At 55.7% G+C, this 14,464-nt stretch carries 15 protein-coding genes; 6 read left to right on the top strand and 9 right to left on the bottom strand.

The window, feature by feature from the left end; all coding sequences use genetic code 11:
* Positions 1 to 110: 110 nt before the first annotated feature.
* The 3 genes from ACI2I2_RS07150 to ACI2I2_RS07140 are packed head-to-tail and all read right to left on the bottom strand — an operon-like array spanning position 111 to position 3,709.
* Positions 111 to 1,175: a sugar ABC transporter substrate-binding protein gene (locus tag ACI2I2_RS07150; RefSeq protein ID WP_404657281.1), complete on the bottom strand. Its 1,065-nt coding sequence runs from the start codon at positions 1,173 to 1,175 to the stop codon at positions 111 to 113.
* Between the two features lie 36 nt (positions 1,176 to 1,211).
* Complete coding sequence (locus tag ACI2I2_RS07145) at positions 1,212 to 2,210, bottom strand: ABC transporter permease (protein ID WP_404657280.1); 999 nt, start codon at positions 2,208 to 2,210, stop codon at positions 1,212 to 1,214.
* A complete protein-coding gene (locus ACI2I2_RS07140) occupies positions 2,207 to 3,709 on the bottom strand; it encodes a sugar ABC transporter ATP-binding protein (protein WP_404657279.1) in 1,503 nt (500 codons plus the stop codon). The genes ACI2I2_RS07145 and ACI2I2_RS07140 overlap by 4 nt, the downstream gene beginning before the upstream one ends.
* A gap of 332 nt (positions 3,710 to 4,041) precedes the next feature.
* Here ACI2I2_RS07140 and ACI2I2_RS07135 point away from each other — a divergent pair, with 332 nt between their 5' ends.
* The 3 genes from ACI2I2_RS07135 to ACI2I2_RS07125 all read left to right on the top strand — a co-directional run bounded on the left by ACI2I2_RS07135 (position 4,042) and on the right by ACI2I2_RS07125 (position 5,696).
* Positions 4,042 to 4,785 (top strand): 3-oxoacyl-ACP reductase family protein, encoded by a 744-nt coding sequence (locus ACI2I2_RS07135; RefSeq protein ID WP_404657278.1) that lies wholly within the window; start codon positions 4,042 to 4,044, stop codon positions 4,783 to 4,785.
* A 205-nt stretch (positions 4,786 to 4,990) separates the two neighbouring features.
* Entirely contained in the window at positions 4,991 to 5,314 is a 324-nt protein-coding gene (locus tag ACI2I2_RS07130) for a type II toxin-antitoxin system RelE/ParE family toxin (protein WP_404657277.1), read from the top strand.
* Positions 5,289 to 5,696, top strand: coding sequence for a helix-turn-helix domain-containing protein (locus ACI2I2_RS07125; RefSeq protein ID WP_404657276.1), 408 nt, complete (start codon positions 5,289 to 5,291; stop codon positions 5,694 to 5,696). Before ACI2I2_RS07130 ends, ACI2I2_RS07125 begins: the two co-directional genes overlap by 26 nt.
* Here the strand turns inward: ACI2I2_RS07125 and ACI2I2_RS07120 are convergent.
* Positions 5,693 to 5,890, bottom strand: a complete 198-nt coding sequence (locus ACI2I2_RS07120; RefSeq protein ID WP_097164648.1) for a YbdD/YjiX family protein — start codon at positions 5,888 to 5,890, stop codon at positions 5,693 to 5,695. The two genes, ACI2I2_RS07125 and ACI2I2_RS07120, sit on opposite strands and share 4 nt — an antisense overlap.
* 118 nt (positions 5,891 to 6,008) lie before the next feature.
* Positions 6,009 to 8,114 carry a pyruvate/proton symporter CstA gene (gene cstA / locus ACI2I2_RS07115; RefSeq protein WP_404657275.1) on the bottom strand — a complete coding sequence of 702 codons (2,106 nt, stop codon included), beginning with the start codon at positions 8,112 to 8,114 and terminating at the stop codon, positions 6,009 to 6,011.
* A gap of 292 nt (positions 8,115 to 8,406) precedes the next feature.
* Between cstA and ACI2I2_RS07110 the strand changes: the two genes are divergently transcribed.
* The 3 genes from ACI2I2_RS07110 to ACI2I2_RS07100 are packed head-to-tail and all read left to right on the top strand — an operon-like array spanning position 8,407 to position 10,713.
* A complete protein-coding gene (locus ACI2I2_RS07110) occupies positions 8,407 to 9,126 on the top strand; it encodes a nucleoside recognition domain-containing protein (protein WP_404657274.1) in 720 nt (239 codons plus the stop codon).
* Positions 9,123 to 9,587, top strand: a complete 465-nt coding sequence (locus tag ACI2I2_RS07105; protein WP_330984533.1) for a YjiG family protein — start codon at positions 9,123 to 9,125, stop codon at positions 9,585 to 9,587. The genes ACI2I2_RS07110 and ACI2I2_RS07105 overlap by 4 nt, the downstream gene beginning before the upstream one ends.
* Positions 9,588 to 9,600: 13 nt before the next feature.
* Positions 9,601 to 10,713: a M20 family metallopeptidase gene (locus tag ACI2I2_RS07100; RefSeq protein WP_404657273.1), complete on the top strand. Its 1,113-nt coding sequence runs from the start codon at positions 9,601 to 9,603 to the stop codon at positions 10,711 to 10,713.
* 105 nt (positions 10,714 to 10,818) lie between these two features.
* Here ACI2I2_RS07100 and entH read toward each other — a convergent pair whose 3' ends face one another.
* Genes entH through entE form a run of 4 tightly spaced genes read right to left on the bottom strand, consistent with a single transcriptional unit; the run spans position 10,819 to position 14,460 of the window.
* Positions 10,819 to 11,232, bottom strand: coding sequence for a proofreading thioesterase EntH (entH, locus tag ACI2I2_RS07095; protein ID WP_330984535.1), 414 nt, complete (start codon positions 11,230 to 11,232; stop codon positions 10,819 to 10,821).
* Positions 11,232 to 11,987: a 2,3-dihydro-2,3-dihydroxybenzoate dehydrogenase EntA gene (gene entA, locus ACI2I2_RS07090; protein ID WP_404657272.1), complete on the bottom strand. Its 756-nt coding sequence runs from the start codon at positions 11,985 to 11,987 to the stop codon at positions 11,232 to 11,234. The genes entH and entA overlap by 1 nt, the downstream gene beginning before the upstream one ends.
* Positions 11,987 to 12,838: an isochorismatase family protein gene (locus tag ACI2I2_RS07085; protein ID WP_404657271.1), complete on the bottom strand. Its 852-nt coding sequence runs from the start codon at positions 12,836 to 12,838 to the stop codon at positions 11,987 to 11,989. The genes entA and ACI2I2_RS07085 overlap by 1 nt, the downstream gene beginning before the upstream one ends.
* 11 nt (positions 12,839 to 12,849) lie before the next feature.
* On the bottom strand, positions 12,850 to 14,460 hold the full coding sequence (gene entE / locus ACI2I2_RS07080) for a (2,3-dihydroxybenzoyl)adenylate synthase EntE (RefSeq protein ID WP_404657270.1): 1,611 nt from the start codon (positions 14,458 to 14,460) through the stop codon (positions 12,850 to 12,852).
* Between the last annotated feature and the right edge of the window lie 4 nt (positions 14,461 to 14,464).

The following is a 14,464-nucleotide window of genomic DNA, read 5'->3' as shown; positions in this document are numbered from 1 at the left end:
TGGCACAAGTGGCGTACGGCGTCCTGAAATCAGGACGCCCGTTCGATGCCACGTTGCACACAGAAAATGCTTGCGTGGCATAACAGTATCTACAAACTTCACCGCTTCACTTACTTAGCCTTAGCTTCCAGCGTCGCAAACCACGGCGCGATAAAGTCTTCAGTCTGACCCCAACCCGGAATAATTTTGCCAAGCGTTGCCACGTTAACCGCCCCAGGCTGTGCAACTAACAGCGCTTGTGGAATGGCTGCGGCTTTGAAGTCGTAGGTTGCAGGCGTTGGTTCTCCGGCAATCTTGTTGGCAATCAAACGCACATTCGTCGCGCCAATCAACTTAGAGTCTACCGCCACGCTCACTTTCCACGGGCTACCCGCTTCGCGCATCAGCTGCAGATCCTGATTGGAAACATCGATGCTGTAGAGCTTGATTTCGGTACGTCCGTTCTCTTTCAGCGCTTTGTAAGCGCCCTGGCTGAAGGCATCCCAGGTGCCCCAGATAGCGTCGATTTTCCCTTTCGGGTATTTCGCCAGCACCGCGCCCACTTTGTTCGCCGTATCGCCCTGCACATCAGAAGAGACCGCGCCGATAGATTCCAGCTCTTTGATACCCGGGTTTTGTTTCAGCAGCGCTTTGTAGGCCGTCTCGCGGCGTTCCATTGGCGGGAAGCCTGCGACCCACAGCTTGATGATGTTGGCTTTGCCGTTGAAGTCTTTGACTAACTGGCCGAAAGAAAGATCGGTCAGCGAGGCATCATCCTGCTGGGAGACCGTTACGCCCGGAATATCGCCATTCACGGCGGTATCGAAGGCGGCCACTTTAATGCCCGCGTCTACGGCCTTTTTCACCAGCGCGGTGGAATACGGATCACGACCCTGAGAAAGAATAATCCCGTCGTATTTCTGGCTAATGGCCTGGTTAACGAAGTCCTGGAACTTAGCATCATCGCCATTACTTAAAAAAGCACTGACCTTAAAGCCGAGCTTTTTCCCTTCCTGAATCGCGCCTGCAACGAACTGCGTGGTGTTGTCATCCGAGCCCAGATTACGAATAACAGCGATACGGATTGGGCCACTGTGATTGGCAATCGCCGCCGGAACAGGTGTGGGCGTTTCGGCAAAAGCTGCCACGGAATTGAGCAGCCCCACGGCGATGAGTGACAGCGTGATTTTTTTCATTGTGTTTACCCTGATTGTTGTTATGTACATACGGTGTTATGCGCGGCGCTGGGAATAGGTCAGCGCCAGCGCGCCAGCCAGCACCAGACCTTTGATAATGTCCATCGCGTAATATGGCACTGACAGCATCACCAGCCCGTTCGACAGCACGCCCAGAATCACAGCCCCCACCAGCGTGCCAAGCGCATTAGGTTTACCGGAACCGGCAAGGGAGAAGCCAATCCAGGCGGCGGCGACGGCATCCATCAGATAGCTGCTGCCGGCATTGACCTGCGAAGATCCAATTCGTGAAGCCAGCAAAATGCCGCCAAGCCCTGCCAGTAACGAGGCGATAACGTAAGCCGCAACTTTGTAGCGAGTGGTACGAATTCCGGAGAGCCTTGCCGCTTCAGGGTTGCCGCCAATAGCATACATCCGGCGGCCATGTGTGGTCAGTGACAGCGCGAGTTGGGCGACCAGCGTCACCACCAGCATAATAATCACGATGGTCGGCACCTGCCCCAGCAGGCCAAAAGCCGCCGGGATCGTGCCTTCAGCCATATCACCGCTCGGCAGAACCATGTTTTCAGTAATGGAGCCGCCGAAGCTGTAAGTCGCCGCCACGCCCTGAATCACAAACAGGCTGGCAAGTGTGGCTAACATGTCGGGAATACGCAGGATAACAATCAAAAAGGCGTTAAATAGCCCCACCAGCGTACACAGCAGTAAAGTGATCACAATGGCCTCGGTTGTGCCAAATCCGTGCCAGACAAACAGCGAGATAACCAGGGCATTGGCGAGCGAAGCCGTAGAACCGACAGACAAATCAAACCCGCCTACCGTCAGCGAAATCGATACGCCGACGGCAATCACCGTCACGATAGCGATTGAACGCAGAATGTTGATGATGTTGAACGGATCGAGGAAGTTGTCCGACGCGAGGCCAAAAATCGCCACCAGCGCCACCACGGTCAGCAACATGCCCCATTTATAAAGAAAATCGAAAAACTGCTGACGGCCCGATGCCGTCGTTTTCACTGCCAGGGCCTTGCTCACGACGCCGTTCCTCCGGTGGAGTAATAAAGTAAGGTTTCTTCGCGGGCCTCAGCGCCCGAGACTTCTGCCACAATTTTTCCGTCCCAGAGCACGCAGATGCGGTCGCATAAGCCAACCAACTCCGCGAATTCACCGGACGCATAAATCACGCCTTTGCCTTCACGGGCAAGGCCATCGATCAGGTTGAACAGATCGGTTTTGGCTTTGACATCCACGCCTTTGGTCGGCTCGTCAAAAATCAGCACATTGGCATTGCCGCGCAGCCATTTTCCAATGGCAACTTTTTGCTGATTGCCTCCGGAAAGACGGCGAAGTGTCTGAGCCGGCCCCGTGGCACGAATGCCTACGCGGGCAATCACTTCTTCGGCCCAGCGCCAGGCCTGACGATGACCAAACAGACTCCAGCGTGAAAAGCTGTTATCTGCACCAATCGCCAGATTCATACTGATCGGTTCATCGATGAAAATGCCTTCTTTGCGGCGCTCTTCAGGCACCAATGCCAAACCACGAACGACAGAATCTGCCGGATCGCATGGCTGCCACGGCTGCCCGTTAAGCTCAGCGCGAGTCACCCGGCTTTTCGTCGCACCAAAGAGCGCTTTGCAAAGCTCTGTTTTTCCGGCCCCTGCCAGCCCTGCGATGCCCAGGATTTCCCCTTTACGCAAGCGCAGCGAGATATCCTGCAACAGCTTCTCATCATGCAGACCTTCGACGTTCAGCACGACGTCATCGCTGTAGCCGTCACGTTTAGGCGGGAAGATATCGGTGAGCTCGTGGCCGAGCATTTTCTCAACAATTTGCTCTCCGCTCAGGGCAGCCATCGGGCCGCTTTCAATCAGTCGCCCGTCACGCAACACCGTCAACGTGTCGCAGATGGCTTTCAGCTCATGAATGCGGTGAGAGATAAACACGATGCCGATGCCCTGCTGTTGCAGGCGTCTGACCACGTTAAACAACCGCTCGCTTTCATGGCTGTCTAGCGGGGCCGTCGGTTCATCCAGAATCAGAAAACGACAATGGTGTGAGAGCGCGCGTGCCAGCAAAATTTGCTGTTTTTCGGCCAGAGAACAACTGTCTATCGAGCGGCGAACATCCAGCGCCACATCCAGTTGCGCCAGTGCTTCTTTGGCCTGCTGCCGAATCTGTCGCCAGCTAAAGCGGTAATTCGGCCCCGCAAGATGGTCGAGCATGATGTTTTCCGCAATCGACAACCCCGGCACCAGCGCCACATCGACTTCCTGCTGTACCAGATGAATGCCAAGCTGCTTCGCATCACGTGGAGAACGGATGTTGACGGGCTGACTGTTAATCGCAATCTCGCCCTCGTAATGGTCGTAAGTGCCGCAAAGCACCGCCATCAGCGTCGATTTTCCTGCGCCATTCGCGCCTGTCAGGGCATGCACAGACCCTCCGGTGAGCGTAAATTCCACCTGAGTCAGTGCCTTAAAGCCGGAAAAGGCCAGGCTGATACCGCGCATGTCAAGACGATTGACTGCCATCCGCTGCGAACCCTTTGTTAATTGTCTGTTTCACTGACTCTTCCACAGCCGTTCTGCACTGACAACGGCGTAAAAAGCATAAGATAAAGCCAAAAGATATTAGCCGTCCGGATGTCCGGATGGTTTCTCAGGCCAGCGATAATACACAGAAAAATAACAAATGAGCAACAGCGATATTCAGGAGGCTCGTCGCTGCTGGCGATTGTAAAGGTCGCTGCGCTAACCCGCTGATCCTCAACGTGGCCGTAAATAACCTCTTTCAGGTCCATTGACGGGGAACATTCCCCCTCTATACCTAATGATGACTCTCACACCATAACTTCGGAGCAACTATGCATATCGATTTGACGGGTAAACGCGCGCTGGTAACCGGTGCCAGCCGCGGGCTTGGGCGAGCTATAGCATTGTCACTGGCGAAAGCCGGGGCCGATGTGGTGATCACCTATGAAAAATCGGCCGATAAGGCGCAAGCCGTGGCTGATGAAATTCGCGCCCTGGGACGCAAGGGGCATGCGATTCAGGCTGACAGCAGCAATGCGCAGGCCATTGTGGACGCGGTGAATGAAACGGCTCATACGCTGGGTGGGCTGGATATTTTGGTGAATAACGCCGGAATTGCACGCGGCGGCCCGCTGGAAACAATGTCACTCGAAGACATTGATGCCGTGATCGGCGTGAATATTCGCGGCGTAGTGATTGCTACTCAGGCAGCACTTCCCCACCTTGGACAAGGAGGACGCATTATTAACATCGGCAGCTGCCTCGCCAACCGGGTAGCGTTCGAGGGGATCGCCGTTTACTCAATGAGCAAATCCGCGCTGAACTCCTTTACTCGTGGCCTGGCACGAGATTTGGGCCCGCGCGGCATTACCGTCAATCTTGTGCACCCTGGCCCTACCGACAGCGACATGAATCCGGCTGACAGCGAACAGGGCAGAGAACAAGTCAAACAGATTGCCGTCGGCCATTACGGCAAACCGGAAGACATTGCCGCCGCCGTGACCTTCCTCGCGAGCCCTGCCGCCGGGCAAATTACTGGCACAGGTCTCGATGTTGATGGCGGCGTAAACGCCTGAGTCCGGTTTCGTACATCTGCTTTTGCGACCCCGCTTCCCGTTTTACTGCACGCCTTTGTCGACTGGCAAAGGCGCTTGCAGCCTGCCTCGTAAGCTGATGCATTGCCTCTTTTCTCCCTCGCCTTTCTGCTTCTACACTGCCTGACATTCTCTAATACACGAACAACTAATAATCTAATTATTTACTAATAAATAAGGAAGGACTATGTTGCAGGAAGACAAGTTGACGATCATTTGGTCACGAGCGGCGAAGAAAAATTTTCTGTCGCTGGATAAGCGTTATCAACAAAACATCGAGATGAAATTAGGCTATTTGGGGGATATAAGCGCCCCACCGCTCGATATTCGAAAACTTAAAGTACCAGAAGATCACTATCGGCTTAGGGTTGGTGACTACAGGATTATTTTCACTCGTTCGGGTGACAATGATGAAATCTGCTCTGTCGTGGCAGTCCTGCGAAGAACCTCAAAAACCTATGCCTTTCATGAGGAACCAGCACGCTATGAATATACAATTTATCAAAGATGAACAAGGCAACACCCAATACGTCGTGGTGCCCTACCATGTGTGGTTCAACATGATGCTCGACCGTGTCCCCGTAGAGGAGGAAGGTGAAGAAGATAATTGGGAAGAGATCCCCACTGAACATGATGAGTATGACAATGTGGGTATCCCCCACGAAATCGCCTGCCTCATGACCTCCGAGGATGTCAGTCTACAGGCAGCCTGGCGCATCGCGTGTGGTCTGTCGCAGAAGGAAGTGGCAGATAAACTTGGCATTACTCAGTCAGCGGTCTCGCAACTGGAATCACCTGATTCCCGCCCGCAAAAGCGCACCAGAGAGAAACTGGCCGCCATCTATGGTTGCACTCAGGAACAAATCAGTCTCTTTCTGCCGAAAGAAGGCTAACAGCACTTCGCGCCGCCTTTGCCACCGTAGCGCGCGTCCTGACGCTCACGGAAAAACTCTTCATAAGTCATCGGCGTTTTGTCCGGATGGTTCAGGCGTGTGTGCTCCACGTAATTGTCGTAATCAGGTACGCCAATCATCATTTTCGCCGCCTGGCCGAGGTATTTTCCGGCTTTTGAGAGTGTGTCGAACATGTTATCTCCTGTAGATCCCCTCTCCCCTGCCCTCTCCCAAAGGGAGAGGGAGAAAACCGCACCAGAATTGTCCCCTCTCCCCGCGGGAGAGGGTTAGGGAGAGGGGCTGGCACCCAGATTAATGTGCGCTCTTCGCCTGGGCCACAATCTGTTCCAGATTTTCCGGCATCGGCTCGTAAGGCGTTTCTTTGGCGGTCGGTTTGTCTTCTTTCAGTGCCGCCAGCGCGGTCTTCACAGAATAGAACGCCAGCACCACCACAACCACCATAAAGAAGATGGTCAGCCCGGCATCCAGACGGTTATTGAACACCAGCTGCGAAAGCTGCGATTCGGTGTACTGCGCCGGGATCTTACCGCTGTCGATCATAGCCTGGAACTTATTGGCAATCGCCAGGAAGCCCACTTTGGCATCGCTGCTGAAGGCTTTCTGCCAGCCTGCGGTCAGGGTACAAATTAACAGCCACGCCGTGGGTACCAGCGCAACCCACGCGTAGCGCTGACGTTTCATCTTGAACAGCACTACTGCGCAGAGCATCAGCGCCATACCGGCCAGCATCTGGTTGGCGATACCGAACAGCGGCCACAGGGTGTTAATGCCGCCCAGCGGATCGACCACGCCCTGATGCAGGAAGTAACCCCACGCCAGCACGCACAGCGCTGTTGCCAGCAGGTTGGCTGGCAACGAGTCAGTACGTTTCAGATTCGGGCTGATCACGCCCAGTAAATCTTGCAGCATAAAGCGCGCCGCACGTGTGCCTGCATCCACCGCCGTCAGAATAAACAGCGCTTCAAACAGAATGGCGAAGTGATACCAGAAAGACACATCCATCAGGCCGCCAAGCGAACCGTGCAGAATGTACGCCATCCCTACGGCAAGCGTAGGTGCGCCGCCTGCTCGGGAAATGATCGACTGCTCCCCGACTTCGTTGGCGATTTGTGTCAGTGTGTCCGGCGTGATGGCGAAGCCCCAACTACTAACCACTTGCGCCGCTGAAGCGACCACATCGGTGGTACCCGCTGGCGCGAGAACGGCCATCGGGCTGTTCATGGCAAAATAGACACCCGGGTCGATAATACACGCGGCGACCAGCGCCATGATGGCCACGAAGGATTCCATCAACATCCCGCCGTAGCCAATCAGGCAGGCCTGACCTTCATTGGCGAGCATTTTCGGCGTGGTGCCAGAAGCAATCAGAGCGTGGAACCCAGAGACCGCGCCACAGGCTATGGTAATAAACAGGAACGGGAACAGGTTCCCTGTCCACACCGGGCCAGTACCATCGATAAACTTGGTTAGCGCTGGCATAGTCAGCGTAGGACGCATGATCAGAATGCCAATCGCCAGCCCCACGATGGTGCCTATTTTCAGGAAGGTAGAAAGATAATCGCGCGGAGCCAGCAGCAGCCAGACAGGCAATACTGCGGCGACAAAACCGTAACCCACCAGCATCCAGGTCAGCTGCACACCGGTGAAATCAAACCACGGTGCCCACGTCGGGCTTTCTGCTACCCAGCCGCCAGAAATAATGGCAAACACCAGCAGCACCAGGCCGATGACCGACACTTCGCCAATACGTCCCGGACGCAGATAGCGAATGTAGATGCCCATGAAAATCGCCAGCGGAATGGTAAAGGCGACGGTATAGGTGCCCCAAGGGCTGTGAGTCAGCGCTTTCACCACGATCATCGCCAGCACCGCAAGGATGATAACCATGATCATAAAGGTCGCTATCAGCGCGATAACCCCGGCGGTGGCGCCCATTTCCTCTTTCACCAGCTCACCAAGGGAGCGTCCGTCACGGCGCGTGGAGACAAACAGCACCATAAAGTCCTGCACGGCACCGGCGAGCACAACGCCTGCCAGGATCCAAATCATCCCGGGCAGATAGCCCATTTGCGCCGCCAGCACCGGCCCAACCAACGGCCCAGCCCCGGCAATCGCCGCAAAATGGTGACCGAACAGCACTTTCTTATCGGTCGGCACATAGTCCAGCCCGTCATTATGACGTACCGCTGGCGTCATGCGGGTAGGGTCAACAGCCAGCACATTTTTGGCGATATAGCGGCCGTAAAAACGATAGGCAATAAGGTAGATACAAACCGCCGCCACCACTATCCACAGGGCGTTGATTTGTTCACCACGATTCAGTGCGATGTAGCCAAGGGCAAAGGCTCCCACAATCGAGAGAACTGCCCATATAAGGTATTTCCCTGGGTTGTTCATGGTCTTAGTCCGTCAGTGTAGGGGGAAGATGTTACATTTTGTATCTATAACACCGCCCTTGGATTTAACAACCTGACAACCAAGGAAAACCGACATCTCACCAGGTATTTACAATACATTGTTAAGCCGATCACTTTTCGTTCAAAGCCCGCCTCAGAACCCATTCGTTTTCTGCGTCACACTTTTGATTCTTAATTAATTTCCTCACGTTACAAAATGATTTGCATCATTATTTTTCCTGCCGCAGTACGCAGAATGAATTGGCGAAACAGCCACCTACAAGGAAATGGAAATGAGTACACAACTGCAGGAAAACAGAGTGGGCCCCGGCGCGTACTTCGCGTTGGCCTTTGCCGCTGTCTTTTTTTCAGGCTTGCTCGGCGGCAAGGAATGGTACGGCGTTTTTGATTTCACCACCCTCAACGGTGCTTTCGGCAAAGTCGTGAGCAGCGTCAACCAACAAGGCGAGACAATCACCACCACGACCTCCGCTTTTCGCGGCCATGGCGGCCACGGGGCAATGGACGGCTTTCTGTTTGCACTGGGGCTGATCCCCGCCGTGATGTTCGCCCTTGGCATGATTAACGTGCTTGAGCATTACGGCGCTTTACGTGCCGCTCGTCGCCTTCTGACCCCGCTGTTACGCCCGCTGATGGGCATTCCGGGAACGACCGGGCTGGCGCTGATAGGCAGCCTGCAAAGTACGGATGTCGGTGCCTCGCTAACGCGAAATCTGGCAGATGAAGGCCAGATCAGCGAAAAAGAGAAAGATATCTTCGCCATGTTTCAGTTCTCGGCCGGCGCGATGATCACTAACTTTTTCTCCTCAGGTGCCATTCTGTTCACCCTCATGGCGGTGGATGGCACAACCGCGGTGCCAACTTCCATCGGGGCCTGCATCGCCGTGATGTTCATGATGAAAATTGTCGGTGCCAACCTGATGAGGTTGATCCTCAGCATCAGCGAGAAAAAAGCGACTGCCTCTACAACCGCACAGGGAGAAGCCTCATGAGTGCCCCAACCTCGAATCCCGTAATTACCGACGTCTTTGTCGAAGGTGCCCGCAAGGGCTGGAATATCGCCACCACCAGCACCCTGCCAAATGTGGTCATGGCGTTCATTATCATCAAAGCGCTGGAAATCACCGGAGCACTGAAAGGCCTGGGCATTGTATTCGCGCCACTGATGGGCTTGTTCGGCCTGCCGGGTGAAGCGGCAGCGGTGCTTATCGGCGGCTGGATGTCGATGGGCGGCGCTATTGGGGTCGCTATCGGCCTGTTCGATAAAGGCATTCTGACGGGGGAACATTTAGCGATTCTTGCGCCAGCCATCTACCTGATGGGCTCTCAGGTGCAGTATCTGGGCCGCATTCTTGGCGTTATCGGCACCCGTGCCAAACGTATTCCGCTGATGATTGCAATCTCCGTCATCAACGCCTTCTTAGCCATGCTGCTGATGCGCGTCATTATCTAAACAAGGACTGACCATGGAACTGGAAAAATACATCGAAGAATTACGCACGTTGGTGGATGTTGACTGCGGAACGCAGACCCACGAAGGCGTGGCGAAAGTGGCCGCCATAATGCAAACCCTCTGGCAGCAAGAAGGCTGGCACACAGAGCAAGTCGATTTAGGTTCAGCCGTTGGGCCGGGCGTATTTGTCTGCAACAAACCGAAGGCAACAGAATTTGACGTCTTGTTAGTCGGCCATCTGGATACTGTTTTCCCAGCGGGCACTGTGGCTGAGCGCCCAATGAGCCGCGATGAAGAACGCTTGTATGGGCCGGGTGTTTCCGACATGAAAAGCGGATTGCTGAATATCCTGTGGGCCATGCGTACGCTTCCGGCAGAACATCTTGCACGCCTGTCTATCGCCGTGGCGATGAATCCTGATGAAGAAACGGGCAGCGTGCATTCGCATGAGTGGATCGGCAAGCTCGCTAAACGCGCCCGCTGTGTTCTGGTCTGTGAGGCCGCTCGCGCAGATGGCTCACTGGTCAAAGCACGTAAGGGGATGGCGGGCTATAAGCTCACTTTCGCAGGTGTCGCCGCGCATGCAGGGAATGAGCCGGAGAAAGGCCGTTCCGCCATCACCGCTTTTGCGAACAGCGTATTGGCAATCAATGCACTGTCTAACACCGACCGTGGCACCACGCTGAACGTCGGCGTGGTTCAGGGTGGAAGTGCAGCGAACGTAGTGCCAGCCGCACTCAGCGCAGAACTGGACGTTCGATTCTGGGAAAACGACGAGTACGATCGCGTGCATCAAGCGTTAACGACGTTGTGCGAAAAAGGGTTCCTGGAGGGAGTTTCCACCAGCCTGACACGGGCGAACCATAAACCCGCGATGGCCGCGAGCGAAGAAACTCAGTTGCTGATGCGCCTGGTAGAACTGGCTGGCCAGGAAGAAGGCGTTAAAGTCACCTGGCAAGCAGTGGGTGGCGGCAGTGATGCTAACCACACAGCAGCGCTAGGCATTCCAACGCTGGACGGTTTGGGCCCGGTAGGAGCAGGCTTCCACAGCCCGGCAGAATGGCTGGATATTGCTTCGATTGAGCCACGAATTCGCCTGCTTCGTCGGGTGGTGTCGATGCTTTAATTTCCCCTCACCCTAGCCCTCTCCCCAAAGGGGAGAGGGAACCAGACTGTGCGGTTTTCTCCCTCGCCCCTTTGGGGAGAGGGTCGGGGTGAGGGGCCGCCCGAGCTACCCCATCACCCTCGTACTCAAACGACACGTACAGCACCGTCGTCCTTGCTCATCAAACACCACAATCTCCCAGCTCTGGGTTTGTTTACCCAAATGCAGCGGCTGGCAGACCGCACGCACTTTGCCTTGAGAAACGGCCCGATGATGAGTCGCATTGAGTTCCGTGCCCACAACACATTGCCCTTCGCGCGTCATCAGGTAACCCGCCATTGACCCCAGCGTTTCGGCTAGCGCCGCAGACGCACCACCGTGCAGCAGGCCAAACGGCTGATGCGTTCGGCCATCCACTGGCATGTCTGCTTCAAGGGTGTTGTCCCCTAAGCGGGTGTAGACAATCCCTAAATGCGCGACCATCGTATTGGCGCTGGTGGCGTTGAGCTGCTCAAGCGTTAAATGTCGAACCCAAATCATCACGCCCCCAGTGTCGACCCGCCGTCCACCACGATATCTTGCAGCGTGATGTGGCTGGCGTTATCCGAAGCGAGGAACAGGATGGTGTTGGCAATCTCCTGCGGACGGGCGATTTTGCCCAGCGGAATGCCCAATTTGAACTGCTCGCCAAAGCCACGAATGCGCTGCTGTTCTGCATCTTCGTTCACCCACAGCGTTCGCTGCATATCTGTGTCCGTCGACCCCGGCGAGACAATATTGCAGCGCACCCCACTGGAAGCCAGCTCAAGCCCGACGGTTTGCGCCAGGCTTTTCAGCGCCGCTTTTGATGCGCCATAAGCGCTCATTCCCATTCGCGGCGTGTGCGCAGCATCGGACGCTACCGTGACGATCGCTCCCCCCTGCTGACGGCGAAACTGAGACATCGTGGCGCGAAACAGATGAAACGCACCGCCCACATTCACCGAGAACGTCTGCTGCCAGTCTTCAAGGCTGAGCTGATCCGTTGCGCCCATTCGCAATATCCCCGCCGCGTTGACCAGAACATCCAGGCGCTGCACGTCGTTTAACACGCGAGCACACACCTGTTGAACCTGTTCGGCATTTGCCACATCGAGCACTTCAGTCGCAAACGGATAAACGTCTTCGCCAAAGGCAATATCGAAACCGGTCACGTTCGCCCCGGCTTCAGCAAAGGCCAGCGCGGTCGCATAGCCGATCCCTTTCCCGGCTCCGGTGACCCAAACTGTTTTGCCCTGAAAATCCCAGCCCGCCATTATTTCACCTCACGGGAAAGCAGCGCCCACCAGGCATCCAGGGTTGGATTTTTCGCCAGCATCACGAAATCGATATCGCCATGCACCTTACGCCAGCGTGCCGCCAGCGCCATCATGCGTACCGAATCCAGACCGTAATCAATCAGGTTTTCATCATCCATCGGCTCGTCGGACTCATCCAGCAGTGGCAAAACCATCGCCCGCAGCGCAGCTTTCGAAACCGGTAACGGCAGCAGTTCTTCGCTCATAACCACCCGGCCTGAACGTCCGGCTACATACTTCAGGGACATCAGATGTTCTTCGCGGCTGAAATCCGCCAGCGCATCTGCGACAAAGAACGGTTTGATGTCACGCATGAACGCATCTGTCGCGGTGGTCATGCAGCCAATGTGCGCATACACTCCGGTGATGATCAGCTGATTGCGTCCGGTTTCCTTCAGCAGGTGTTCCAGCGGCGAGCGATGAAACGCGCTGTAACGCCATTTCACCAGCACGGTATCGGCTTCATCCGGGGCAAGCGCGGCAATCACGCGCTGCTGTTCTGGCGAACGAGTCAGCCCCGGACCCCACATGTCATTGAGCAACGCGCGATCTTCATCGTTCTGCTCTTTTGGCTGCGCGGTGTAGTAAACCGGGATGTTGTGCTTTTTGGCGAAATCGCGCAGGGCTTTAATGTTCGCCACCACGGTTTCCATCATTTCGCTGTTTTCACCCCAGAAGTTGAGGAAGTATTCCTGCATGTCGTGGATCAACAGCGCTGCGCGCTCAGGCTCAAACGCCCAGTCCACTTTATTGACCGGCATATCGGCGGCGGTTGGCAGTGCATAGGCCTGCAGTTTTGGAATTGCCATACTCTTCTCCTTCAGGCCAGGGCGCGTTCAGCCAGCCACTGACGTAATTGTTTTTTATCGACTTTCCCTACCGGCGTCAGCGGCAGTGCGGCAACGCACTCCACGCGATCCGGCAGCTTAAATTCCGCAACGCCCTGCTCGCGCAGGAAGCGACGCACCGCCACGGCTTTCAGCGGTTCGCGAACCACCAGATACGCGCAGCTTTTCTCGCCCAGCAGGTTGTCTTCCATGCTCACCAGCGCGGCATGAATAACAGCCGGATGGCGCAGCATCAGGTTTTCAATCTCTTCTGCGGCAATCTTCTCTCCACCACGGTTAATCTGATCTTTCTCGCGCCCCTGAACGGTGATGTAACCGTCTGCATCGATGGAAATCAGATCGCCGGAACAGTAAAACCCGTTGGCATCAAAGGCACTGGCGTTGTGCTCAGGGCTTTTGTAGTAGCCTCTGAAGGTGTAAGGGCCACGCGTCATCAGCCGCCCCACTTCGCCCTGCGGCAAAGGATTTCCGTTGGCATCAGCCACCCACACTTCGTCGTCAGGCGACATCGGGCAGCCCTGGGTGTGGATGATGCGTTCCGGCGAATCGTCCAGACGGGTGTAATTCACCAGCCCTTCCGCCATGCCGAAAACTTGCTGCAACTGGCAGCCCACTTCTGCAGGAATGCGCGCGGCGAGCGTCGCGGACAGGCGAGCGCCCCCCACTTGCAACAGTTTCAGGGAAGCAAGTTGCGCATTGCTGCCGGTGGCCTGAATTTCCTGGAGCCACAGGCTCACGGCAGGCGGAACCAGCGCCGCCACGTTAATCTGGTGTTGTTCAATCAGCGGGAAGCAGAGCGTCGCACTGGGATCGGCCGCCAGCACGACGCAACCTTCAGCGAGGAAAACACCCAGCGCGCCAGGCGAGCTCATGGCGTAGTTATGGGCCGCAGGCAAGGCGCACAAATAACGCGTGTGGGCATCGAACTCACAAATTTCATTGCTACGGCGAATGCTGTAGTAATAATCGTTGTGGGTGCGAGGAATGAGTTTTGGCGTGCCCGTGCTGCCGCCGGACAACTGGAAAAAGGCAACCTCATCGGCCCTGGTCGGCGTGGGCAAAAAATTATCGGCCGGTTGGGCGATAGCGGCCGCCAGGTCGTGCTCGCCATGATCGTTACGCAGAAGCACCGCCCGCACCGAGCGATGCTCACTCACAAACGAGTTCAGAAACTCATCATTGGCAAACAGCGCGTGTTCACGATCGGCAATCAGAAGGGCAGGCTCAATCTGCGCGGCGTAAGCATGCAGCTCGCTGCGCTGATGGCTGAACAGCGCGTTGACCGGTGCCACACCAATACGCAGCAGTGCAAATAACGTGATGTAAAACTCCGTTACGTTGCCCAAATGCACCAGCGCAGTTTCGCCCGGTTTCAGACCCAGACGCTGCAATGACGACGTCAGATTATCAATCTGAGTGTTGAGCTCCCTGTAAGTGACACGGCGCTCTCCCTCAATCACCGCCAGCGCATCGCTATGAGCATGACGGGTCAACATGTCGGTCAGCGGCAAATCCTGCCAGTAGCCTTTTGCACGGTAGCGAGCCGCCAGGTCGTCTGGCCAGCGAGTAAACGCAACGCTCATGATC

This window comes from Scandinavium sp. NPDC088450, assembly GCF_044900545.1.
In the GTDB taxonomy this organism is placed as follows: domain Bacteria; phylum Pseudomonadota; class Gammaproteobacteria; order Enterobacterales; family Enterobacteriaceae; genus Scandinavium.
This window is presented reverse-complemented; position numbering and strand designations above follow the sequence as displayed.

Bases quoted from the DNA above. Each gene is read 5' to 3' on its own strand.
- ACI2I2_RS07125 (WP_404657276.1), top strand. From the start codon at position 5,289: ATGAATATACAATTTATCAAAGATGAACAAGGCAACACCCAATACGTC.
- ACI2I2_RS07120 (WP_097164648.1), bottom strand. From the start codon at position 5,890: ATGTTCGACACACTCTCAAAAGCCGGAAAATACCTCGGCCAGGCGGCG.
- ACI2I2_RS07140 (WP_404657279.1), bottom strand. From the start codon at position 3,709: ATGGCAGTCAATCGTCTTGACATGCGCGGTATCAGCCTGGCCTTTTCC.
- ACI2I2_RS07150 (WP_404657281.1), bottom strand. From the start codon at position 1,175: ATGAAAAAAATCACGCTGTCACTCATCGCCGTGGGGCTGCTCAATTCC.
- cstA (WP_404657275.1), bottom strand. From the start codon at position 8,114: ATGAACAACCCAGGGAAATACCTTATATGGGCAGTTCTCTCGATTGTG.
- ACI2I2_RS07135 (WP_404657278.1), top strand. From the start codon at position 4,042: ATGCATATCGATTTGACGGGTAAACGCGCGCTGGTAACCGGTGCCAGC.
- ACI2I2_RS07100 (WP_404657273.1), top strand. From the start codon at position 9,601: ATGGAACTGGAAAAATACATCGAAGAATTACGCACGTTGGTGGATGTT.
- ACI2I2_RS07105 (WP_330984533.1), top strand. From the start codon at position 9,123: ATGAGTGCCCCAACCTCGAATCCCGTAATTACCGACGTCTTTGTCGAA.
- ACI2I2_RS07110 (WP_404657274.1), top strand. From the start codon at position 8,407: ATGAGTACACAACTGCAGGAAAACAGAGTGGGCCCCGGCGCGTACTTC.
- entA (WP_404657272.1), bottom strand. From the start codon at position 11,987: ATGGCGGGCTGGGATTTTCAGGGCAAAACAGTTTGGGTCACCGGAGCC.
- entH (WP_330984535.1), bottom strand. From the start codon at position 11,232: ATGATTTGGGTTCGACATTTAACGCTTGAGCAGCTCAACGCCACCAGC.
- ACI2I2_RS07085 (WP_404657271.1), bottom strand. From the start codon at position 12,838: ATGGCAATTCCAAAACTGCAGGCCTATGCACTGCCAACCGCCGCCGAT.
- ACI2I2_RS07130 (WP_404657277.1), top strand. From the start codon at position 4,991: ATGTTGCAGGAAGACAAGTTGACGATCATTTGGTCACGAGCGGCGAAG.
- entE (WP_404657270.1), bottom strand. From the start codon at position 14,460: ATGAGCGTTGCGTTTACTCGCTGGCCAGACGACCTGGCGGCTCGCTAC.